Consider the following 23,498-nt stretch of genomic DNA (forward strand, 5'->3'; position numbering starts at 1 on the left):
CAGCGGAAACAGCAAATCCATCGGAAGGTCAGTCCTCGAAGTCGGGTTCGATATACGTCATTGTCTCGTGCGAGAACGCCGCCGGTGCGGGCCTCGCAGCTACCCAGTGTGCCATTACCTGGAACCGGTCCGGTCCGTTCGTGTCCTGTTGTGCCCGATTCACTCGAATAATCCCTGCTGGACCTCCGAGGATCGGACCGAAATTCCACCCACTGCGAGGCCCGCACCGGCGGCGTTCTCGCACGAGACAATGACGTATATCGAACCCGACTTCGAGGACTGACCTTCCGATGGATTTGCTGTTTCCGCTGCTGATCGTGGCCCTTCTGGTACCGCTGTTTCTCAATGCGCGTCGACAGAAGAAGGTGTTGGCCAAGACCACGGAAATGCAGGACTCGCTGAAGATCGGCGACGAGGTCGTCACCACCGCCGGTCTGTACGCCCGCGTCGTCCTGGTCGAGGACGACACGATCGACCTCGAGATCGCCGACGGCGTCATCACCACGTGGTCGCGCGCAGTCGTGCGTGAGGTGCTGCCCGACGATTCCGAGTTCGACGACACCGACATCGACGCCACCACCGAGGCGGACATCGCGGCCCTCGGCTCGAACAACACCGCGGGACCGTCGCTGAGCAAGACAGACGCGGCCCGGCCGGACGAGACCGTCGAGCAGACGGCGAAGAGGCTCGAAAAAGAGTGAGCTCGATGTGATCGACGACCGCTGTCGGAGACAGTATCCGGCAGCGGTTTTCTCTGCGGTGACCGATGTGGTGCACAATCGCACCGCTCACCGCTGACACAGCGGGCCGCCAGGCCCTGCAGGAACCGACATTTTCCATCGCCTCAGAGGAGAAACACACACCGTGGCACCTTCCAGCGGACCGGTGCAACCCGCCCGCTATCTCGCCGTTTTCGCGGTGCTGATGGCAGCGGTGTACGCCATGGTCTTCTTCACCGGAGACAAAGACCCCTCGCCGAAGTTGGGAATCGACCTGCAGGGCGGCACGCGCGTGACACTCACCGCGCGGACCCCCGACGGCAACGCACCGACGCAGGACAGCTTGCAGCAGGCGCAGCAGATCATCGAGACCCGCGTCAACGGTCTCGGTGTCTCCGGCTCCGAGGTGGTCATCGACGGCGACAACCTCGTCATCACGGTGCCCGGCGACGACAGCTCCCAGGCGCGCACCCTCGGGCAGACCGCGCGACTGTTCATCCGTCCCGTGATCGGATCCGTTGCTCCGTCGACGGGCGAGGGTGCAGGCACGCAGCAGACCCCGGTCGACCCGGCCGCGCCGGTCGATCCTGCGGCACCTGCAGACCCGGCTGCTTCGGCGGACCCGGCTGCACCCGCAGATCCGGCCACTCCGCAGCAACGTGTGTTCCCGGCGCAGGATCCGACGACGGTCGATCCGACTCCCGCCCCCGCTACTGATGCACCCGCTAGCGAGGCACCGGCCACCGACGCACCGGCCGAGGACCCCGCCACCGACGCTTCGCTGTCCGACGCCGATCGTGCCGCCCAGGAGATCGCCGACGCGAAGGCACTGCGGCAGAGCGAGGACCAGCAGGTCCAACAACTCGCGATGCAGTCCCTCGACTGCAACGCCGCCGACCCGCTCGCAGGCAACGACGATCCCGCTCTTCCCCTCGTCGCATGCTCGACCGATGGAACGGCCGTCTATCTACTCGGTCCGACGATCATCGACGGTCAGCAGATATCCGACGCGACCTCCGGGTTCGACAGTCAGCAGGCACAGTTCCAGGTGAGCCTGACGTTCGACACGGAGGGCTCGAACACCTGGGCTCAGTTCACCGCGGCCAACCTGCAGAAGCAGGCTGCGTTCGTATTGGACTCCAAGGTGATCAGTGCGCCGGTCATCCAGGGGGCCACCCCAGCCGGTAGCGCCACCTCGATCACCGGAAACTTCAATGCCCAGACCTCCTCGGAGCTGGCCAACACGCTCAAGTACGGCTCACTACCGCTGTCCTTCGTGTCCTCCGAAGCCGAAACTGTTTCGGCCACACTGGGATTGGCCTCGCTCGAAGCCGGACTGCTCGCAGGTGCCATCGGACTGGCGCTGGTGTTGGTCTACTGCCTGCTCTACTACCGTGCCCTCGGACTGCTCACCGCGCTGTCGTTGGCGCTGGCCGGTCTAGTCGTCTACGGAATCATCGTTCTGTTGGGCAGATGGATCAGCTTCACGCTGGACCTGGCAGGCATCGCAGGCCTGATCATCGGTATCGGTATGACCGCGGACTCGTTCGTGGTGTTCTTCGAACGCATCAAGGACGAGATCCGGGAGGGTCGCAGCTTCCGGTCGGCGGTTCCTCGCGGCTGGGCTCGCGCACGCAAGACGATCCTGTCCGGCAACGCGGTCAGCTTCATCGCTGCTGCGGTGTTGTACGTGTTGGCCGTGGGTCAGGTCCGCGGCTTCGCGTTCACGCTCGGACTGACGACGATCCTGGACATCATCGTCGTGGTGCTGGTGACCTGGCCGCTGGTGTACCTGGCGTCGAAATCCACGTACTGGTCCAAGCCGTCGGTCAACGGCCTCGGTGCAGTCCAGCAGATCGCGCTCGAACGCAAGCGCGCCGCCAACAAGGCACTCGCCGTCAAGACCGGCACTGCGCCGTCGAAGGAGGCATGACATGTCGGACACGACCACGTCGACCCCATCCCCCCTCGACGATTCGGGCGTCGATCAATCCACCCAGCCCAAGCACAGCTGGTTTTCCAGGTTGTACACCGGCACCGGTGCCTTCGACATAGTCGGTCGTCGCCGGTTCTACTACATCCTCACCGGCGTCATCGTGCTGGTGTGCCTGCTGAGCTTCCTCGTCCGCGGCTTCACACTCGGTATCGATTTCGAGGGCGGAACCCGGATCGCGCTGCCCGCCGCCGACAACATCTCCACCGAGCAGGTCGAAACCGTCTACGACGACTCGCTCGGCATGCCGCCGGTGTCGGTACAGACCGTCGGTTCGGGTGCCGCAGCGACGGTGCAGATTCGCTCCGAAGCTCTCGACCCCGCCGAAGTGGACACCCTTCGCCAGGCGTTGTTCGAGGCCTTCCAGCCGCAGGACAACTCGGGTACCGCTACCCCGAATGCCATCAGCGTGTCCGACGTCAGTGAGACCTGGGGCAGTCAGATCACCCAGAAGGCCCTGATCGCACTCGTGGTCTTCCTGGTCATAGTCAGTATCTACATCGCGGTCCGATACGAGCGAGACATGGCGTTGGCGGCTCTGGCTGCCCTGGCCTTCGACCTTCTGGTGACCGCAGGTGTGTACTCGCTCGTCGGATTCGAGGTGACGCCTGCGACGGTCATCGGTCTGCTGACGATCCTCGGCTTCTCCCTGTACGACTCCGTGGTGGTGTTCGACAAGGTCGAGGAGAACACCCGGGGCATCCTCAACCTGCATCGCAAGACCTACGCCGAACAGGCGAACCTGGCCGTCAACCAGACCCTGATGCGCTCGATCAACACCACCGTGATCGGTGTTCTCCCGGTGATCGCACTGATGATCATCGCGGTGTGGCTACTCGGAGTGGGCACGCTCAAGGATCTGGCGCTGGTACAGCTGGTCGGCATGATCGTCGGTGCCTACTCGTCGATCTTCTTCGCCACTCCGTTGCTGGTGACGCTCAAGGAGAAGTGGGGCCCCGTCGCAGTCCACACCCGCAAGGTCCACTCCAAGCGCGCCGAGGCGGCAGCTCGCGCGGCCGGTCTCGCTCCGGAGCCGGTGGCTGTCGGCGTGGCAACTCCGAAGTCTTCTGCTCCCCAGCCGGGCAACCGCCCCACCGGGAAACGAAACAAGAAGCGTCGGTAGACCACCTTCGACAGGGACGGAGAGTGCACGTGAAACGACGGTGGATCGCGGCACTGGTGGCAGCGAGTGTCGGCGCGGTGTCCATCACGGCGTGTTCGTCGCCCGAGGACAAGGTGCCCTCGATCGGCTACTCGTTCGACAACGTGGTGAACACGTACAACGCCAGAACCGTCGACGGCGCGGCGTCGGGAGCCCGGCAGGCGTTCACCCGGGTGCAGGTGGGCTTCAGCTACCTCGGGCCCGAGGGAGACGCGTTGTCGGACAACGACATCGGAACAGTATCGGTGGTACCCGGTGACACTCTGACCGTGCAGTACGCCATCGCCCCGGCCGCGACGTACTCGGACGGTGTGCCGATGGCCTGCGACGACCTGGTGTTGGCCTGGGCGGCGAACAGCGGAAGGTTCGCCACCGACGGCCCCATGTTCGACGCGGCGTCGACGGCCGGGTACTCCGACATCGAGCGCATCGATTGCGTTCCGGGGGCCAAGGAAGCCACCGTCGTCTTCGCATCCGGCCGCAGCTACCAGAACTGGCGAGCCCTGTTCGGCGCCACCGATCTGCTACCGGCGCATGTCGCGGCCCGGGCCGCAGGCGTGCAGAACGTCGTCGATCCCATCCTGGCCGAGGACGACGACGTGGTGCGCCGCATCGCCGACTTCTGGAACACCGGATGGAACCTGACACCGGGTTCGATCGACCTCTCGCTGCTGCCCTCGGCCGGCCCGTACCGGGTCGAGTCCTACTCCGCCGAGGACGGTCTCGTGCTCGTGGCGAACGACGCCTGGTGGGGAAACCCGCCTCAGACCGAACAGGTGGTCGTCTGGCCCAAGGGCACCGACCTGGCGGCGAAGTCCGCGGACGGCTCGCTGGACGTGGTCGACCACGGTGCCGGTGCCGTCGATCTCGGGACCACCGAGGGTTTCACCACCACCGAGGAACCGTCGCGAGGCGTCGAGCAGTTGACGTTTTCGACCCAGGGGGTGCTGGGCCAGGCGAGTGCACGTCGAGCAGTGGCCGCATGCATCCCGAGATCGGATCTGTTCGACACACTGGGTCACCCCGGTTCCGAGGCGGCAGCGGCGGGTCTCGGCTCGGGTGTCGTCGACTCTCGACTCGTCCAGCCCGACACGCTGGTGTACCCGTCGGTCGCGGCGGTGGTGGGTGATCGCTACCAGCGCTCGGACCTGGACCAGGCCGGCCGAGAGCTCGAGGCCGCAGGCGAGAATGCAATGACCGTTCGTGTCGGCTACCGGGGACCGGACGCGCGGCGCGCCCAGGTGGTGAGCCGCATGGCCGCCGATTGTGCCGCCGCGGGCATCACCGTCGAGGATGCGAGCTCGCCGGACTTCACACCGTCCGCCCTGCGGGCCGGGGCGGTCGATGCCGTCCTGGGTAGCAGCGGATCGCTTCCTGGACCGTCGGGTTCGGCTGCCGCGGTGACCGCACGGTATTCGCTGCGCACTGGAATCGGTCTGAACGTCGGCGGATACAGCAACGGCAGGATCGATTCCATCGTCGATCAATTGGCGGTGACCGACGATCCCGAGCGCATTCTGGCGCTGGCCACCGAGGGCGAGAACATCCTGTGGAACGACATGCCGTCGCTTCCCCTGTACAACGAGCCGCGTACGACCGTCGTCAGTGACGGCATGCAGGACGTGGTGCCCAACCCGACGGCCGCTGGTGCCGGATGGAACATGGATCGGTGGGTGCTTCTTCGATGAACGATGCAGACGGTGCAGTGGGTGCGGCCGCTGCCGTGGCCAGGCTGACGCGGTGGGTGGACGATTTTCCCGTCCCCGGTGTGCGCTTCGGCGATCTGACACCGGTGTTCGCGGACGGGCCGGCGTTACGCAGCGTCGTATCGGAGTTGGCGCAGGGATTCGAGGACGTCGACCTGGTGGCGGGTATCGACGCACGGGGTTTTCTGTTGGGGGCCGGAGTTGCCCTCGAACTCGGGTGCGGTGTGCTGGCGGTGCGCAAGGCGGGAAAGTTGCCGCCTCCGGTGCATTCACGGTCGTACGATCTCGAGTACGGAACCGCCGAGTTGCAGATCCCGACTGCGATCGACGTGACCGGGAAGCGAGTGCTGGTGGTCGACGACGTACTGGCGACCGGCGGTACCGTCGATGCGACGGCTCGGTTGTTGGCCGAGCAGGGGGCAGTCATCGCCGGAGCCGCTGTGGTTCTCGAGATCGCTGTTCTGGGTGGGCGCGACAAGTGCAGTGGCTACCCGCTCGGCTGCCTGGTTCGAGTATGAGGACTAAAGTCGCTTTCACGAAGCGTTGACCGAACAATTCCGGCAACAACGCGGAATGTGTGGCAGGAGGTGATGAGAGTGACCCGTTACATCGATCAGCCCTTGCCCGATGGGCCTGCCGTCCCCGAACGGCCCGTTGCCGATCAGACCGGGGTCACCGAACGGACCGGTGTCGACGTCGTCACGACAGAAGAGGCCGCGTCCGGTGATTCCCGCCCGGCCGTCGACACTCCGGTACCCCACGGCCCGGTGGCGAACGATGCGCAGGCTCCGTCGGGAACCCGTAATTCGGCACCCGTCCCCACCTCGGCATCGCGTCGGGTGCGGGCGCGTCTGGCGCGCCGCATCACCGCCGGACGCAGCGCGGCGGTCAAGCCGGTGCTCGAGCCACTGGTCAGCCTGCACCGCGAGCTCTATCCCAAGGCCGACCTGACATTGCTGCAGCGGGCCTACGACGTGGCCGACGAGCTGCACGCCTCGCAGATGCGCAAGTCCGGCGATCCCTACATCACGCATCCGCTCGCTGTGGCGAACATTCTGGCCGAACTCGGAATGGACACGACCACCCTGGTTGCGGCGCTGCTGCACGACACCGTCGAGGACACCGGGTATTCGCTGGCCAAGTTGACCGAGGAATTCGGCGACGAGGTGTCTCATCTCGTGGACGGAGTGACAAAGCTCGACAAGGTCGTGCTCGGAACTGCGGCCGAGGGCGAGACCATCCGCAAGATGATCATCGCGATGGCGCGAGATCCACGGGTGTTGGTCATCAAGGTCGCCGACCGGTTGCACAACATGCGCACCATGCGGTTCCTGCCCCCGGAGAAGCAGGCGCGCAAGGCCAAGGAGACGCTGGAAGTCATTGCGCCGCTTGCCCATCGGCTCGGAATGGCCACGGTCAAGTGGGAGCTCGAAGACCTGGCGTTCGCCATACTCCACCCCAAGAAGTACGACGAGATCGTGCGTCTGGTGGCCGATCGTGCGCCGTCCCGCGACACCTACCTCGAGAAGGTTCGGGCCGAGATCAACGCGACACTCGCCGCGTCGCGCATCAGTGCCGTCGTCGAGGGTCGCCCGAAGCACTACTGGTCGATCTACCAGAAGATGATCGTCAAGGGCCGCGACTTCGACGACATCCACGACCTCGTGGGCGTCCGCATCCTGTGCGACGAGATCCGCGACTGCTACGCCGCTGTCGGCGTGGTGCATTCGCTGTGGCAGCCGATGGCGGGCCGTTTCAAGGACTACATCGCGCAGCCGCGCTACGGGGTGTACCAGTCGCTGCACACCACGGTGATCGGACCCGAGGGCAAGCCCCTCGAGGTGCAGATCCGGACGCGGGACATGCACCGTACAGCCGAGTTCGGAATTGCGGCGCACTGGCGCTACAAGGAGACCAAGGGCAAGCATTCACAGGACAATGCCGAGGTCGACGACATGGCGTGGATGCGTCAGCTGCTCGACTGGCAGCGAGAAGCCGCCGATCCGGGAGAGTTCCTCGAGTCGCTGCGCTACGACCTCGCGGTCAAGGAGATCTTCGTCTTCACGCCCAAGGGCGACGTGGTCACCCTGCCCGCCGGATCGTGTCCGGTCGACTTCGCGTACGCGGTGCACACCGAGGTGGGGCATCGCTGTATCGGTGCGCGGGTCAACGGTCGACTCGTGGCACTGGAACGGACTCTCGACAACGGTGAAGTGGTCGAGGTGTTCACCTCGAAAGCCGCCACTGCCGGTCCGAGCCGGGACTGGCAGGGTTTCGTCGCCTCACCGCGTGCCAAGACCAAGATTCGCCAGTGGTTCGCCAAGGAGCGCCGCGAGGAAGCTCTCGAGGCGGGCAAGGACGGCATCGCCAAGGAGGTTCGTCGAGGCGGACTACCCTTGCAGCGCTTGATGAATGCCGAGTCCATGTCGGCGATCGCGCACGAACTACGGTACGTCGACGTCTCCGCGCTCTACACCGCGGTCGGCGAGAATCATGTGTCCGCTCGCCACGTGGTGCAGCGGCTGGTCGCCCATCTCGGCGGCGTCGGCGATGTCGAGGAAGAGCTCGCCGAGCGGTCGACCCCGTCGACCATCCCGACTCGACCCCGTCAGGTCGGCGACGCGGGCGTACTGGTCACCGGATCCGAGGGCGTCGTCGCGAAACTCGCCAAGTGCTGCACCCCGGTGCCGGGAGACGAGATCCTCGGATTCGTCACCCGTGGTGGATCGGTGAGTGTCCACCGCACCGACTGCACCAACGCACGGTCGCTCGAGGAACAGTCCGAACGGTTCATCGAGGTTCAGTGGGCGCCGTCGGCGTCGTCGGTGTTCCTGGTCGCCATTCAGATCGAGGCACTCGACCGTCATCGACTGCTGTCCGACGTCACCAAGGCGCTCGCCGACGAGAAGGTCAACATTCTTTCGGCGTCCGTCGCGACATCGGGGGACCGGGTGGCGATCAGCAAGTTCACGTTCGAGATGGGCGACCCGAAGCACCTCGGGCACGTGCTGAACGTGGTGCGCAACGTCGAGGGCGTCTACGACGTGTACCGCCTGACGTCTGCTGCCTGAGCGGCAGTCCGAGAACGACGAGAGGGTGAGCAGATGTTCTGCTCACCCTCTCGGCCTTCGAGCGCGAACTCAGGCGGCGGACTCCACGATCACCGGGTTCGCCGGTGCGCCGTCCTCGGAGCCACCGGTGACCCCGCCCGCAGCGATGGCGTCGAGGGTCTGCAGACCGGAGTCCGAGATCGTGCCGAACACCGTGTACTGCGGCGGCAGCACCGAATCGGCGTACACCAGGAAGAACTGGCTACCGTTGGTATCGGGGCCTGCGTTGGCCATGGCCAACGTTCCTCGGGGGTAGACCACCGGATTCTCGGCCTGCGCCGGGTCGTCGGTGTACGCGGTGGTGGGGTACTCGTTGGCGAAGGTGTATCCCGGTCCACCTCGACCGGACCCGGACGGATCACCGCACTGCACTACCTCGAGGCCCGGTGACGTCGTCAGTCGGTGACAGGGCGAGCCGTCGAAATATCCCTGCTGAACGAGGCCGACGACGCTGTTGACGGTGCACGGTGCCTGAGTGCGGTCGAGTGTGATGTCGATCGGACCCTGATTGGTGGACAGCGTCACGTCGACGTTTCCGAACACGTCGATGTTGTCGGTCGCAGGAGCGTCGACCTCCTTGGCGGCCGGCGACTCCGCCGGATACGAGCAGGACACCGTGTCGGTCGTCGGCTGCGGCACGGGCGGCAACGCACCGAACCGGGACAGGTCGAGTGCAGGACGCGGCGCGGGTGCTTCGGTCGTCGTGGTCGTCGACGACGACGGTGTGGTGGTCGGTGCGGCTGCCGGTTCGGTCGAACCGGAACACCCTGCGAGTACCAGCGCGGTGGCCGAGACCGCGATCGTCAGCGCCGAGGTGCGGTTCACAGGTCGCTCAGCATGGACGTGATGTCGACCGGTTCGGCGGGCGCTCCGTCGGATGCGCCGCCCTCCACTCCCTTGGCCGCGATGGCGTCGAGAGTGGCGAGTCCGGTCTCGTCGATGGTGCCGAATGCTGTGTAGGCGGGCGGCAGTTCGGAATCGCCGTAGACGAGGAAGAACTGGCTGCCGTTGGTACCCGGGCCTGCGTTGGCCATGGCCAACGTTCCGCGCGGGTATGCGATCGGGGTCTGTGCGGCGGGGTCGCCTTCGGCATACGTATCGGTGGGGAATTCGTCGGCGAACTGGTACCCCGGACCACCGGAGCCGGTGCCCGTGGGATCGCCGCACTGCAACACCTGCAGGCCCGCGCCCGTGGTGAGTCGATGGCAGGTGGTGCCGTCGAAGTAGCCCTGATTGGCGAGCGATACGAAGCTATTGACCGTGCACGGAGCCTCGGGATTGTTCAGCGTCAGACCGATGTTGCCCGCAGACGTGGTCATGCTGTAGCTCAGCGGCTCGTCGCTGGTGGGGACGTTGTCGGTGCGCGGGGGAGTGTTCTCCTTGGCCGCCGGCTGCGTAGCAGCGGGATAGGAGCAGTTCACCGTCTCTGGCAGCGGCTCGGTGCGTCCCGCTGCGATGATCGAATCGGCAGGTGCCGACGTCGACGATTCCTGCGCGGTGCTCGCATCGTCGTCACCGCGCGTCACCACGAACACGACCGAGACGACGGCCACGACCGCGACGACGCCGAGAACGGAACCGACGATCGTCAATTGCTTACGACGCCGCGCTCGCTCGGCGCGGCGTACGAGTTGGCGTTCGAGCTTTCGTTTGGCAGCCTCGCGCCGTTGCTCGTTGCTGGGCAATTCGTGTTCCTCCCGCTTGTCGAAAAACGACCTCGCCCGCTCGCTGCACGGACCGATCGTGTGGTAACCGGCCGAGAATCGGCCAACGCGAGTTTGCCACTGTTGCCTGAGAGCATGCTGGGGGGACCCGACGCGAGCGGCCACACTAAGCTTGCTCGGTACTTCGGCCTCAGCCTTTAGGAGCGTTTGTCTTGCTCGTCACCGGATTCCCCGCAGGCATGTTTCAGACCAACTGTTACATCCTGGCCCAGGACGACGCGTCCGAGTGTGTCGTCGTCGATCCCGGTCAGGACGCCGCGGATCCGCTGATCGACTTCCTGACGCAGTCCTCGCTCACCCCCACCGCAGTGTTGCTCACGCACGGTCATCTGGACCACACGTGGTCGGTGGAGCCGATCTGCGCAAAGTACGGCATCCCGGCGTACATCGCACCCGAGGACCGCTACATGCTGGCCGATCCGATCAAGGGAACGGGCCCGACGTTGGCGGCAGTGCTGGGCGACCTCGAGTTCCACGAACCGGCCGAGGTGATCGAGCTCACGGACGGTCACCGGCTCGAGCTCGCCGGAATCGAGTTCACGGTGGTGCACACCCCCGGGCACACCCAGGGATCCGTCGTGTTCCTCGCCCATGCAGACGGGCCCGACGGCTCGGTTCCGTTGGCACTGACCGGGGACACCCTCTTCGCGGGATCGATCGGGCGCAGCGACCTGCCCGGCGGCGATCATGATCAGCTGCTGCGATCGATCGCGAGTCGGCTGCTACCGCTCAGTGATGACACGGTGGTGCTCCCGGGGCACGGCGGACAGAGTTCGATAGGCCAGGAGCGGGAGTCCAATCCGTTCCTCGTTGGACTCACCGACCCCGAGCAAGGGAAGCTGTGAACGTGAGCAAGCCGACCGCCTTTTCTGCGCCCAAGGGCGTCCCCGATTACTTCCCCCCGAACTCGGCCGAGTTCGTCGCCGTCCGCGAGGGGCTGCTCGACGCCGCCCGCAACGCCGGCTACGGCCACATCGAACTGCCGATCTTCGAGGACACCGGGCTGTTCGCCCGCGGAGTCGGGGAGTCGACCGATGTGGTGAGCAAGGAGATGTACACCTTCGCCGACCGCGGAGATCGATCGGTGACGCTGCGTCCCGAAGGCACCGCAGGAGTCATGCGCGCGGTGATCGAGCACGGATTGGATCGGGGAGCGCTGCCGGTCAAGCTCGCCTACGCCGGGCCCTTCTTCCGCTACGAACGCCCGCAGGCCGGCCGGTACCGGCAGCTGCAGCAGGTGGGTGTCGAGGCGATCGGCGTCGACGACCCGGCGCTGGACGCCGAGGTCATCGCCGTGGCCGACGCCGGTTTCCGGACCCTCGGGCTCACCGGGTTCCGGCTCGAGATCACCTCGCTCGGCGACGACACCTGTCGCCCGCAGTACCGAGAGCTGTTGCAGCAGTTCCTGTTCGCGCTTCCGCTCGACGAGGACACCCGTCGGCGCGCCGAGATCAACCCGCTGCGCGTGCTCGACGACAAGCGCCCTGAGGTGCGCGCGATGACCGCAGACGCACCGCTGATGCTCGATCACCTCTCCGAATCGGCGAAGGAACACTTCGACGAAGTGCTGGCATACCTGGACGTGATGAACGTTCCGTACCTGGTGAATCCGCGGATGGTGCGGGGCCTGGACTACTACACCAAGACGACGTTCGAGTTCGTGCACGACGGGCTCGGCGCACAATCGGGCATCGGCGGCGGCGGACGCTACGACGGGCTGATGGAACAGCTGGGCGGGCAGGCGCTCTCCGGAATCGGGTTCGGCCTCGGCGTCGATCGCACCGTGCTGGCCCTCGCCGCCGAAGGCAAGACCGCGGGCGCAACGTCACGATGCCAGGTCTTCGGCGTTCCGATGGGTGCCGGCGCCAAGCTGGCGATCGTCGACATCGCGGCTCAGCTACGCGAACGAGGAATAGCCGTGGACATGGCCTACGGCAATCGCGGGATCAAGGGTGCCATGAAGGCCGCCGACCGGTCCGGGGCGCGGTTCGCGTTGATGCTCGGCGATCAGGAACTGGCTGCGGAATCGGTTCTGGTGAAAGACCTTTCGAACGGCGAGCAGGACACCGTTCCGATGGCCGACGTGGTCGACGCCCTCGGAGCGCGCCTTGCCCGGTGAGTCCCGGCCCGGTGACTCTCGGTCCAACGCGGGGCCGGTAGCCCTCGACCTGGTCTCGGTGGAGTTCCTGGCACCGCGCCTGCGCAAGATAATGGTCGGGTCGGCCGTGATCGGGATCGTTCTCGCCGTCGTCCTGGCGCTGTTCGCGCCGGTGTGGGTCGCAGTTCTCGTCGGGGTGATCGTCGGCGGTCCCGCAGTGCTGTCGGGTTGGCTCGGTCTGCGCCGACGGGTGTGGCTCGACGGCCCGCAACTGTGCGCGCGAGGGTTGCGCACTCGCCGGCTGAAAATGCCGGAGGTGGTGACGGCCGAACTGACGATTCGGACGGCCGGAATCGATCAGATCTCGCTGCGGCTCTACGACGGGCGTACACACATCGTGGTTCCGCTTGCGCTCTACACCAGGGACGGGGGCCGTGAGCTGCCGATTCTCGCGTTACGCAGCCTCGCCGACTCGCTGTGGACCACCGAGCTGGTACCAGCCGCAGCGATCGCATCGGTGCTGGTGGATCAGCTACGTGCCGAGGCGCGCGATGCCGGACTCGATCAGCGGCCGCTCTATCGCGCCGTCGAACTGGTTCGCAGCAAAGGGCGAACTCCGCAGGCGACGCTGACCGACCGCGAGGTCGCGCAGTTGCTCGACTGAACCGTGATCAGGTGACCAGGAAGGCGTCGAGCACGACGGCTTCGGCGGAGCGGGATCCGGACGTGACGACGAGTGCGCGGTTGAGATAGGTGAACTTCGGCACTGCGGTCGACACGCGGAGTGTGCCGCGGAAGTAGTACGTGGCGGGATCGACCTCTCGCTCGGGATCGTTCAGAGCTTCGATGACCTCGGCAGGCCCGAACTGAACCCCTCGGTAGTCCAAGGAGAGGTAGCCTCCGGTCGCCAATTCCAGAACGAGGTCGCTGCTGAACTCGGTGCATCCGTCGGACCGCGTCACGCTGACGACGGTCGACCCGGCTGCGAGAGTTCCCTCGATGTCGGGGCCGGGAGCTGCGCCGCCGAGCACGGTGGTGACGACCCGCTCGCCCGCGGGTACCGAACCGATGTCGATTCCAGGTCCGAGTGTGAGGCCGAGACGCAGAATGGGTTCGAGGGTCGGTGTGTTCGGGGCGGTCACGGCGGTGCACTCCTAGGATCGACTGGGGGCCTACGGTATCGCCTTCCCATGACCACACCCGAGCGGGGATCGGCAGTGGCGGGCCGGCCTTGACACGGCATAGAACAAATGTTCGACTGTGTGCATGCGATGGGCGGGTCAGACTCTCGACGCCGCGGACGACGGGGCGCTACCGGGGCTCGAGCGGTCGGGTTTGGTCCGCAGCGTGCAGACGCCGGAGTTCGAGGGCATCACCTTCCACGAGGTGCTGTGCAAGAGCGCCCTGAACGAGGTTCCGAGCGAATCGCAGGTGCCCTTCTCGTGGACCGTCAACCCGATGCGCGGATGCTCGCACGCATGTCGATACTGCTTCGCCCGCCCCACCCACGAGTACCTGGATCTGGACTCCGGCAACGACTTCGACTCGCAGATTGTCGTCAAGACCAACGTCGCGGCCGTTCTGCGCAAGGAGCTTTCGCGGCGATCGTGGAAGCGTGAGCCGGTGGCGCTGGGAACCAACACCGACCCCTACCAACGCGCGGAGGGCCGATATCGGTTGATGCCCGGCATCATTCGGGCGCTGACCGAATCTGGCACTCCGTTCTCGATTCTGACCAAGGGCACACTCTTGCGACGCGATCTACCCCTGTTGACGTTGGCCGCCCAGCAAGTCGACGTGCACGTGAGCATCAGCCTCGCTATTCACGACGCCGACCTGCAGAAGCAGCTCGAGCCCGGAACCCCCGGTCCGCGAGCACGATTGGACCTCGTTCGAGCGGTCCGCGACGCCGGACTGGAGTGCGGAGTTCTGGTGGCACCGGTCATTCCGTTTCTCACCGACGGGGCCAAGCAACTGGACGGCCTCATCGGCGCTCTGGCCGAGGCGGGTGCGACGACCGTGACGGCCCTGCCGATGCATCTGCGTTCGAGCACCAAAGATTGGTACATGAGCTGGCTGGTGAAGGAGCACCCCGCGTTGGTGCGGCGGTACCGTCAGCTCTATGGGCACGGGGCCTACGTGACTCCGGAGTACAAGCAGTGGCTACGTGGCCGCATCGATCCGTTGCTCGACAAGTACGGGTTCGCCCCAGAGCAGACCCGCTCGCTGCCCGTGAACGAACCTGCCGAACCCCGAGCGTCGGTGACCTCGGGGCCGGCCCTCACCTTGTTCTGACTACGTCGTTCCGACTACTTCGGGGATCAGGGATTGTTCAGGTCCCGCGCCGAGAACGTATCGCAGGCCGCCACCTGCCCGGTCTCGTAGCCCGCGGTGAACCATGCCTGTCGCTGTGCAGACGAACCGTGCGTCCAGCCCTCGGGGTTGACGCTGCCGGTGGATGCCTGCTGAATCCGGTCGTCGCCCACCGACGACGCGGCGGAGAGAGCGTCATCGATGTCGGTGGTGGTCAGCGGCTCGAGGAACGGAACCCCGGTGTCCGGATCGACTGTGTCGGCTGCATAGTGCGCCCAGATTCCCGCGTAGCAATCGGCCTGCAGCTCCACCTTGACGCCACCGGACTCGGGTCCCTGCGGATCGGCCTGCGCGCGGCCGATGTCGCCCAGTTGGTTCTGCAGGTGGTGGCCGACCTCGTGCGCCACCACGTACTCCTGCGCCAAGGGGCCGCCGCTCGAGCCGAACTGGTCGACGAGAACCTGGAAGAAGCTGGTGTCGAAGTAGGCGGTGGAATCGGCGGGGCAGTAGAATGGCCCGACGGCGCTGGTGGCGTTGCCGCAGCCGGTGTTGGTTGCTCCCGAGAACAGATTCACGCCGGGCTGAACGTAGGCGACGCCGGTCTGAGCTTGCAGCTGCGATTCCCAGACGGTGTCCAGGCTCGATACCGTGAATCCGATACGGCAGTCGATCTTGGTGTTCGCGTCCGCCTCGGTCTCGCAGCCCTCGAGGGTCCCCGAGGTGCCGGAGTCGACCTGCCCCGCCGAGCTGTCACCGCCACTGATCTGATTGAGAATCGAACCGGGATCTCCGCCGAAGAGCAGCGCGATGACGATGATGATCAGGCCGCCTGCACCACCGCCGATGGCGAGTTTGCCACCGCGTCCGCCGCCACCGCTGCCGCCGACGGAGACTCGACCCCGCTCCATCCGCGAACCTTCTCTGAAGGTCATGCCCGAGTTCCTCTCCGCCGAGCTCCCACCCTGTGGCGAGAACACACATCGCTGCTGTCGGCCATAGCTTCGCATGCCGCGTCGCGATCTCGTTTCCTTCTACGGTCATGTGCTCCGTAGGATCGGTGAGCGAAGAACACGATCAGCGGATTTTTCTCGAAAGGACACCCGTGCTGCGCACCCACCTCGCCGGCTCATTACGCCCCGAGCACGTCGACCGAACCGTGACGCTGACGGGATGGGTGGCCCGCCGACGCGATCACGGCGGCGTCATCTTCATCGATCTGCGCGACGCGTCCGGTGTGTCCCAGGTCGTCTTCCGTGAGGGAGCAGCACTCGAGCAGGCCCATCGCCTGCGCGCCGAATACGTCGTGAAGGTCACCGGCAAGGTCGAGGGCCGCCCCGAGGGCAACGCCAACTACGAGATCCCCACCGGTGCGATCGAGGTCGAGGCCTCCGAGATCGAGGTTCTGTCCGAGGCGGCACCGCTGCCGTTCCAGCTCGACGACCAGCCGGGCGAAGAAGCGCGTCTGAAGTACCGCTACCTCGATCTGCGTCGTGAGGGCCCCGGGCATGCCATTCGCCTGCGCTCTCATGTCAACGCCGCCGCCCGCTCGGTGCTCGCGCACCACGAGTTCGTCGAGGTCGAGACTCCGACGCTCACGCGATCCACCCCCGAGGGTGCCCGCGACTTCCTGGTGCCGGCGCGGTTGCAGCCGGGTAGCTTCTACGCTCTGCCGCAGAGTCCGCAGCTGTTCAAGCAGCTGCTCATGGTCGGCGGTATCGAGCGCTACTACCAGATTGCCCGGTGCTACCGAGACGAGGACTTCCGCGCCGACCGTCAGCCGGAGTTCACTCAGCTCGACGTCGAGATGAGCTTCGTCACCCAGGACGACGTCATCCTGTTGGCCGAGGAGATCCTGGCATCGCTGTGGAAGCTCGTCGGGCATCACTTCACGGCTCCGATTCCGCGGATCACCTACGCCGAGGCGATGCGTCGCTACGGTTCGGACAAGCCCGATCTTCGCTTCGAGATCGAACTGGTCGAGTGCACGGACTTCTTCTCCGACACCACCTTCCGAGTGTTCCAGGCCCCGTACGTCGGTGCGGTCGTCATGCCCGGTGGCGCGAGCCAGCCCCGGAAGCAGCTCGACCGATGGCAGGAATTCGCCAAGCAGCGTGGCCACAAGGGCCTCGCGTACGTTCTCGTGGGTGAGGACGGCACGCTGGGTGGTCCGGTTGCCAAGAACCTGACCGACGCCGAGCGCGACGGCCTCGCCGCACACGTCGGCGCGAAGAACGGCGATGCGATCTTCTTCTCCGCCGGCCCTGTCAAGGCATCCCGTGGATTGCTCGGTGCCGTGCGCGGCGAAATCGCTCGGAAGCTCGACCTGATCGACCCGAAGGCGTGGGCGTTCGTGTGGGTCGTCGATGCCCCGCTGTTCGAGCCCACGTCCGACGCCACCGCCAGTGGGGACGTAGCGGTCGGATCCGGTGCGTGGACGGCGGTGCACCATGCGTTCACCTCGCCGAAGCCGGAGTCGATGGATACGTTCGACACCGACCCCGGATCTGCTCTGGCCTACGCCTACGACATCGTCTGCAACGGAAACGAGATCGGCGGCGGCAGTATTCGTATCCACCGCAAGGACATTCAGGAACGGGTGTTCGCGATCATGGGTATCGGCAAGGAAGAAGCACAGGAGAAGTTCGGCTTTCTTCTCGATGCCTTCTCGTACGGCGCACCGCCGCACGGCGGCATCGCGTTCGGCTGGGATCGCATCACCGCGCTGCTCGCCGGAGTCGATTCCATCCGAGAGGTCATCGCGTTCCCCAAGTCCGGCGGCGGCATCGACCCGTTGACCGACGCGCCCGCACCCATCACGCCGCAGCAGCGTAAGGAATCGGGCGTCGACTTCAAGCCGGAGAAGAAGGAAGAACCAGCCGAGGCCTAGAAGGGTTCGAAAACGAATGTCCCCGTAGCGCAGTGCGTTGCGGGGACATTCGTCTGTTCGGATCAGGTCAGCGTGCGGGGGACAGCGGACCGCCGGTGAGGACGCGGTAGGCGTAGTTGGTCGCGATCACCGAGATCGGGATGGTGAACAGCAGACCGAGGCCACACAGCAGCGCGCCGCCGATGTTGATCGCGGTCAACAGAAGTAGTAGCAGCAGCATCGGGCCGAAGTTCTTGACGGTCAGGTCGACACTCGACTTGATGGATTCGATCGCCGACTGGTTGCGATCGATCAGGAACGTCAAGGCGAAGTTCGCGAGGAAGCCGATCGCGATCAGAAGGACCGTTCCGAGGAACGGGATGAAACCGAGCACCACGCTGACGACGGTCCAGATCAACGCCAGGACGGCGATCTGGCCGACGTTGGTGAGTTGAAAGAACCGCCCGAACGACGGTTTCTCGGGATCGCCGGTCTCGTCCAGGGCTCCGCGAACGTAGGCGGCGTTGACGAAATACGACACGAACGTGGCGATGGCCGTGACGACGATGGCCACCCCGGATGTCGTGGTCGTGAACGTCGTGTCACCGCTGTCGGCTGCTGCCATCGCCGCGGTGAACGTCGACGCGAAGATCAGGACGACCCCGATAGCACTGACAGCCCACACGATGGCCGTGATGGCGAGCCACGGGCCGACGTTGTCCTTGAACTTGGCAAAGCTGTAGCTCAGCGCTGCACCGACATCCAGGCGACCGGGATTGGGACCCAACGGCACCTGTCCGTACCCCTGGTTGCCGTAGTTCGCGTAGTTGCCGGGCGGGGGTGGATACGCACCGGGTGGCGGTGGATAGCTGCCGGGCGCGCCGATCTGAGGCGGGTAGTTTCCTGGCGGGGGTGGGTAGCCACCGGGAGGCGGGTAGCCGCCCTGAGGTCCCTGCGGTCGGTAGTTCCCCTGCGGCGGGTAGTTCCCGGGCGGGGGCAGGTACTGACCGCCGGCAGGCGGCGGGGTGTTTCCCGTGTTCGGCGGGAGAGTGTTCGGCGTTTCGGGGCGGTCGGGATCGGAACCCTGGCCGGGCCGAGGTTCGTCGGTCGGATCGTCGTTCACGTCGTTCTCCTGGTCTGTGGTCGGGACGCGTGGGGTGGTTCGGAGCACCGAGACCCCGAAACACTGTGAACGCAGACGAGCGGGCCTCCGCCTGATGTCGGAGGTCCGCTCGTGCGTGGACGGGTTGTTACGAAATGCTGATGACCTGGGTTCCGCCGGCGATCTCGTCGTGCTTGCCCTGTTTGGTCGGGCTGGAGTTGATGGTCACCGCAACGACGATGTACGCCACGATCACCAGGAAACTGCCGACGAACGGCACGATGTTGAGCAGAAGGAAGGCATTGCGCTTGGCCGCCTCGGCCTGAGTGGGCAGTCCGCCTGCTGGGCCGAGGGTGCGTAGACCGAGGAGTTGCTTGCCCAGAGTCTGGCCGCGGGAGGACTCGAGCAGCGTGAAGTACGCGAAGCCGAGGAGCGCAGTCGCGAGACCCATCAGGAAAGTTCCGAAGAACCCGCTGGGGAGAATCAAGTACAGGATGATCTGGACGATCGCGAGAATGAGCAAGTCCAGGAAGCGCGCCGCGAAACGTGATCCGAGGCTGCCGGGCTGCGCGCCGCCGGGCAACTGCGAGCCCAGCCCGAATCCGGCGTTTCCGCCTACCGGTGGCGGCGGATAGTTGCCCGGGGGCGGATAGTTGCCGGGCGGTGGGTAGTTGCCGGGCGGTGGGTAACCGGACGCTGGATTCGTGGGGTACTGGGGTTGGTTCGGATCGGACCCGTACTGCGGTCCGTTGGGTGGATTGTCGCTCACGAGATTCCCTTTGGTTGCAAAGTGTGGCGTGCGTCGAACGAATACTCGATTCTCGCCGAGCGAACCCCACCACGAAGAGGGTGTCAAGCACTACACACCTGCCCGGTCGGTACATTTCGGACACGATTTCTCGCCGAGCGCACCGGGCCCGGTCCTACTAGGGTTGGGTGTTCTACCCATACCGGGACTATCACGAGGGGCTCGCCGTGGGCATCAAGGTTGCACTCGAACACCGCACCAGCTACCGATTCGACCGCACCGTCAAGATCTTTCCGCACGAAATTCGGCTGCGACCGGCACCGCATTCGCGCACTCCCATCGAGGCGTACTCGCTGAAGATCGAGCCGGCGGAGCATTTCGTCAATTGGCAGCAGGACGTGTTCGGAAACTTCCTCGCTCGGGTGGTCTTCCCCGAGCGAACCGATCACCTGTCGATCACCGTCGGACTCGTCGCGGACATGGCGTCCATCAATCCCCTCGACTTCTTCGTCGAGGAATGGGCCGAGCACTACGGCTTCGCGTACGAAGAGCACGACCTGCCCGACCTCGAGCCGTATCTACGGCCGGTGGACGAGGGCAAGGCCGGATCCGGACCGGGACCGGTGGTCTCGGCTTGGGTGGAGAAGCTACAGGCGGCTGTCACCGAACGCGGAGAGTCGTTGCGCACCATCGATTTTCTCGTGATGGCAAACCAAGCCGTCATGGGCGACGTCGGGTACTCCGTGCGCATGGAACCCGGAGTGCAGACCCCCGATCTGACCCTGACGTCCGCCGTCGGGTCGTGCCGCGACTCGGCGTGGTTGCTGGTGTCGGTACTGCGTCAGATGGGTCTGGCAGCGCGGTTCGTCTCGGGTTACCTGGTTCAGTTGTCCTCCGACGTAAAGTCGCTGGACGGCCCGTCCGGGCCGGTGGAGGACTTCACCGATCTCCATGCCTGGACCGAGGTCTACCTCCCCGGTGCGGGCTGGGTCGGGATGGACCCGACATCGGGTCTGTTCGCCGGCGAGGGCCACATTCCACTGTCGGCCACACCGCACCCGTCGACGGCCGCCGCCATCTCCGGTGCGACGAGCAAGTGCAAGGCCGAACTCGACTTCTCGAACACCGTCGTCCGCGTCCACGAGGATCCGCGAACGACGTTGCCGTACACCGCCGAGCAGTGGGAATCGATCAAGGCCACAGCCGAGAAGATCGACGAGCGGATGATCGATCAGGACATTCGGTTGACCGTCGGCGGCGAGCCCACGTTCGTCGCGATCGAGAATCAGGAAGCGCCCGAGTGGAACACCACTGCCGACGGTCCGCACAAGCGCAAGCTGGCAAGTGTGCTCGCTGAACGGCTTCGCACCATCTACGCACCGGACGGTCTGGTGCAGCGCAGCCAGGGCAAGTGGTACCCCGGCGAACCTCTGCCGCGGTGGCAGGTGGGACTGTTCTGGCGTACCGACGGTCAAGCTCTGTGGCACGACTCCGATCTGATCGCCGATCCCTGGTTGGCCGAGGACCTGCGCCCGGATCCGGTGGACAATTCGGCGTCGCAGGCATTGATCGACGAGTTGGTCAAGGCGCTCGGACTGCCCGCCTCACAGGCGCGTCCCGCCTACGAGGACCCGTTGGTGAAACTGTTGGACCTGGTTCGCCAGCCCTACGGTGATCCGCCCGCCGACGACGAGGATCTCGAACCGGGAGCCGATTCCGCGGATGCCAGAAAGAAACTGCTCGAACGGCTCGATGCCAGTACCGACGAGCCTGCGGCATTCGTTCTGCCCATCTCGCGCACCGAGGACGGCTCCGGCTGGGAGAGCTCGGACTGGAAGTTGCGCCGCGGCCGAATAGTGTTGCTGGAGGGCGATTCTCCCGCGGGCCTGCGGCTGCCACTTCGCGCGATCTCCTGGGACGGCGGTCCCGTCGAGAACCCGGCAGACCCCACCGCGCCCAAGCCGGATCTGCCCACACCGCAGCTGACCCAGCAACCGCCGCGTGCGGTGAACCCGGCCGAGTCGCGTTACGCGCAGTTGGTGAACGAGACGTCCGGGGTGGGCGGCACCGCCGTCACCGCACTGGTCGCCGAGGTTCGCGACGGCGTCCTGCACGTGTTCATGCCGCCGATGGATCGGTTGGACGACTTCGTCGATCTCGTCTCGCGGGTCGAGCAGGCGGCGTCGACCATCGACACGCCCGTCGTGATCGAGGGCTACGGTCCGCCGTCCGATCCTCGTATCCAAACCCTCACCGTCACACCGGATCCCGGTGTGATCGAGGTCAACGTGCAACCGACCTCCTCGTGGGCGGAACAGAACGATCTGATGGAGCGTCTCTACCTCGAGGCGCGTCAGTCCCGTTTGAGCACAGAGGGATTCGACAACGACGGCACCACGCGTGGAACGGGCGGTGGAAACCACATCACGCTCGGCGGGGTGACGCCGGTGGATTCACCCGTTCTGCGTCGACCGGACCTGTTGGTCTCGCTGCTGACGCACTGGCAGCGGCACCCGTCGCTGTCGTACCTGTTCTCGGGCCGCTTCATCGGCACCACGTCGCAGGCTCCTCGCGCCGACGAGGGCCGCGAGGAATCGCTCTACGAGCTCGAGGTCGCATTCAGCGAGATCGAACGACTGACCGGGGCCGACCGATCGGCGTCGCCCTGGGTCGTCGACCGAGCGCTGCGGCACCTGCTCACCGACATCACCGGCAACACGCACCGCGCCGAGTTCTGCATCGACAAGCTCTACAGTCCCGACTCCACTCGCGGACGACTGGGACTGCTCGAACTGCGCGGGTTCGAGATGCCGCCGCACCATCAGATGGCGATGGTGCAGTCACTGCTCGTGCGATCGATGGTCTCGCGGTTCTGGGACACCCCGATGAAGGCACCTCTCATCCGGCACGGTGCCAATCTGCACGGTCGGTACATGTTGCCGCACTTCGTCATCAACGATATCGGGCGTGTCGTCGAGGACCTCCGCGAGCACGGCATCGATTTCGACACCAGCTGGCTCGATCCGTTCACCGAGTTCAGATTCCCCCGAATCGGCACCACCGTGGTCGGTGACGCCGAGATCGAGCTGCGGGGTGCGATCGAGCCATGGAACACCCTCGGCGAAGAATCGACGTCCTCGGGCACCGCTCGGTACGTGGACTCTTCGGTGGAACGAATCCAGGTTCAGGTCGCCGGAGCCGACGCGGGCCGCTACATGGTGACGTGCAACGGGGTGCCGGTGCCGATGTTGCGGACCGAGCGTCAGGACGTGCAGGTCGCCGGTGTGCGTTACCGCGCTTGGCAGCCGCCGAGTGCTCTGCACCCGACGATCGAGGTGCAGAGTCCGCTGCGTTTCGATCTGGTGGAAATGCAGACCGGACGTGCGGTCGGCGGGTGCTCGTACCACGTGGTGCACCCGGGCGGTCGCTCGTACGAGGGACCGCCGGTCAACTCCGTGGAAGCCGAAGCGCGCCGTAACGGCCGCTTCGAGGAGGGCGGGTTCACCTCGGGCAAGGTGGACGTAGCAAGATTGCTCGAGATGCACGCTCGCCAAGCGATCGATGTGTCCGCGCCCGGCATGCTCGACCTGCGCCGGACCGGAGTCATCACGTCCTGACGCGCGACTGCACAGGAGAACGAGTCGACCGGTAGCGATCTCGGTCCGACGCGTATCGGGTGGTTCCGCAGGCAGCGGAGTCACCCGGCGGCGGAGTGTGATCGACCGACGGAAGGAACAACGGCTCGATGGTGCCCGTGGATACCACCCTGAGTGGAGCCGGCAGGAACGACGATGTTTCGAGTGGTGCCGGCAGGAACGACGATGTTTCGAGTGGTGCCGGCAGGAACGACGATGTTTCGAGTGGAGCCGGCAGGAACGACGATGTTTCGAGTGGTGCCGGCAGGAACGACGACGTTTCGAGTGGTGCCGGGTCGCCGTGGCTCGCGTATCGCGGTCG

At 65.6% G+C, this 23,498-nt stretch carries 18 protein-coding genes; 12 read left to right on the top strand and 6 right to left on the bottom strand.

All coding sequences use genetic code 11. The features are described from left to right. Window positions 1-290 precede the first annotated feature (290 nt). The 6 genes from yajC (at window position 291) to CH256_RS18025 (ending at window position 8,651) form a co-directional block, all read left to right on the top strand. Window positions 291-701, top strand: coding sequence for a preprotein translocase subunit YajC (gene yajC / locus CH256_RS18000; protein WP_094641939.1), 411 nt, complete (start codon window positions 291-293; stop codon window positions 699-701). A 163-nt stretch (window positions 702-864) separates the two neighbouring features. Further along, window positions 865-2,652, top strand: a complete 1,788-nt coding sequence (gene secD, locus CH256_RS18005; RefSeq protein WP_179272137.1) for a protein translocase subunit SecD — start codon at window positions 865-867, stop codon at window positions 2,650-2,652. A gap of 1 nt (window position 2,653) precedes the next feature. Continuing rightward, window positions 2,654-3,835: a protein translocase subunit SecF gene (gene secF / locus CH256_RS18010; protein ID WP_068050589.1), complete on the top strand. Its 1,182-nt coding sequence runs from the start codon at window positions 2,654-2,656 to the stop codon at window positions 3,833-3,835. 23 nt (window positions 3,836-3,858) lie between these two features. After that, the gene (locus tag CH256_RS18015) at window positions 3,859-5,562 is read left to right on the top strand and encodes an ABC transporter substrate-binding protein (protein WP_094670201.1); all 1,704 of its coding nucleotides are present in this window, start codon (window positions 3,859-3,861) and stop codon (window positions 5,560-5,562) included. Then, a complete protein-coding gene (locus CH256_RS18020; RefSeq protein ID WP_068050586.1) occupies window positions 5,559-6,098 on the top strand; it encodes an adenine phosphoribosyltransferase in 540 nt (179 codons plus the stop codon). Before CH256_RS18015 ends, CH256_RS18020 begins: the two co-directional genes overlap by 4 nt. A gap of 249 nt (window positions 6,099-6,347) precedes the next feature. Next, a complete protein-coding gene (locus CH256_RS18025) occupies window positions 6,348-8,651 on the top strand; it encodes a RelA/SpoT family protein (RefSeq protein ID WP_068050588.1) in 2,304 nt (767 codons plus the stop codon). A 69-nt stretch (window positions 8,652-8,720) separates the two neighbouring features. Here the strand turns inward: CH256_RS18025 and CH256_RS18030 are convergent, their stop codons facing one another. After that, a complete protein-coding gene (locus CH256_RS18030; RefSeq protein WP_094670202.1) occupies window positions 8,721-9,515 on the bottom strand; it encodes a peptidylprolyl isomerase in 795 nt (264 codons plus the stop codon). After that, a complete protein-coding gene (locus CH256_RS18035) occupies window positions 9,512-10,375 on the bottom strand; it encodes a peptidylprolyl isomerase (protein WP_094670240.1) in 864 nt (287 codons plus the stop codon). The genes CH256_RS18030 and CH256_RS18035 overlap by 4 nt, the downstream gene beginning before the upstream one ends. A gap of 191 nt (window positions 10,376-10,566) precedes the next feature. On the opposite strand from CH256_RS18035, the gene CH256_RS18040 reads away from it, so the two are divergent. The 3 genes from CH256_RS18040 to CH256_RS18050 are packed head-to-tail and all read left to right on the top strand — an operon-like array spanning window position 10,567 to window position 13,176. Continuing rightward, window positions 10,567-11,259 carry an MBL fold metallo-hydrolase gene (locus tag CH256_RS18040; RefSeq protein ID WP_094641933.1) on the top strand — a complete coding sequence of 231 codons (693 nt, stop codon included), beginning with the start codon at window positions 10,567-10,569 and terminating at the stop codon, window positions 11,257-11,259. A gap of 2 nt (window positions 11,260-11,261) precedes the next feature. After that, a complete protein-coding gene (gene hisS / locus CH256_RS18045; RefSeq protein WP_068050587.1) occupies window positions 11,262-12,533 on the top strand; it encodes a histidine--tRNA ligase in 1,272 nt (423 codons plus the stop codon). Then, on the top strand, window positions 12,523-13,176 hold the full coding sequence (locus tag CH256_RS18050; RefSeq protein ID WP_094670203.1) for a hypothetical protein: 654 nt from the start codon (window positions 12,523-12,525) through the stop codon (window positions 13,174-13,176). The genes hisS and CH256_RS18050 overlap by 11 nt, the downstream gene beginning before the upstream one ends. Window positions 13,177-13,183: 7 nt before the next feature. Here the strand turns inward: CH256_RS18050 and CH256_RS18055 are convergent, their stop codons facing one another. Continuing rightward, complete coding sequence (locus CH256_RS18055) at window positions 13,184-13,654, bottom strand: DUF3237 domain-containing protein (RefSeq protein WP_068050581.1); 471 nt, start codon at window positions 13,652-13,654, stop codon at window positions 13,184-13,186. Window positions 13,655-13,778: 124 nt separating this feature from the next. Here CH256_RS18055 and CH256_RS18060 point away from each other — a divergent pair, with 124 nt between their 5' ends. Beyond that, on the top strand, window positions 13,779-14,807 hold the full coding sequence (locus CH256_RS18060) for an Rv2578c family radical SAM protein (protein WP_068050580.1): 1,029 nt from the start codon (window positions 13,779-13,781) through the stop codon (window positions 14,805-14,807). A 26-nt stretch (window positions 14,808-14,833) separates the two neighbouring features. On the opposite strand, the gene ypfJ is transcribed toward CH256_RS18060, so the two are convergent. Beyond that, on the bottom strand, window positions 14,834-15,757 hold the full coding sequence (gene ypfJ / locus CH256_RS18065) for a KPN_02809 family neutral zinc metallopeptidase (protein WP_068284208.1): 924 nt from the start codon (window positions 15,755-15,757) through the stop codon (window positions 14,834-14,836). Between the two features lie 170 nt (window positions 15,758-15,927). Here ypfJ and aspS point away from each other — a divergent pair, with 170 nt between their 5' ends. Further along, a complete protein-coding gene (gene aspS, locus CH256_RS18070; RefSeq protein WP_068050575.1) occupies window positions 15,928-17,712 on the top strand; it encodes an aspartate--tRNA ligase in 1,785 nt (594 codons plus the stop codon). 67 nt (window positions 17,713-17,779) lie between these two features. On the opposite strand, the gene CH256_RS18075 is transcribed toward aspS, so the two are convergent. Next, on the bottom strand, window positions 17,780-18,814 hold the full coding sequence (locus CH256_RS18075; RefSeq protein ID WP_179272138.1) for a hypothetical protein: 1,035 nt from the start codon (window positions 18,812-18,814) through the stop codon (window positions 17,780-17,782). A gap of 127 nt (window positions 18,815-18,941) precedes the next feature. After that, a complete protein-coding gene (locus CH256_RS18080) occupies window positions 18,942-19,562 on the bottom strand; it encodes an RDD family protein (RefSeq protein WP_082899037.1) in 621 nt (206 codons plus the stop codon). Window positions 19,563-19,768: 206 nt separating this feature from the next. Between CH256_RS18080 and CH256_RS18085 the strand changes: the two genes are divergently transcribed. Then, window positions 19,769-23,158 (top strand): transglutaminase family protein, encoded by a 3,390-nt coding sequence (locus CH256_RS18085; protein ID WP_094670241.1) that lies wholly within the window; start codon window positions 19,769-19,771, stop codon window positions 23,156-23,158. The last annotated feature ends 340 nt before the right edge of the window (window positions 23,159-23,498 follow it).

It is taken from the genome of Rhodococcus sp. 05-2254-6 (genome assembly GCF_002258565.1).
In the GTDB taxonomy this organism is placed as follows: Bacteria; Actinomycetota; Actinomycetes; order Mycobacteriales; family Mycobacteriaceae; genus Rhodococcoides.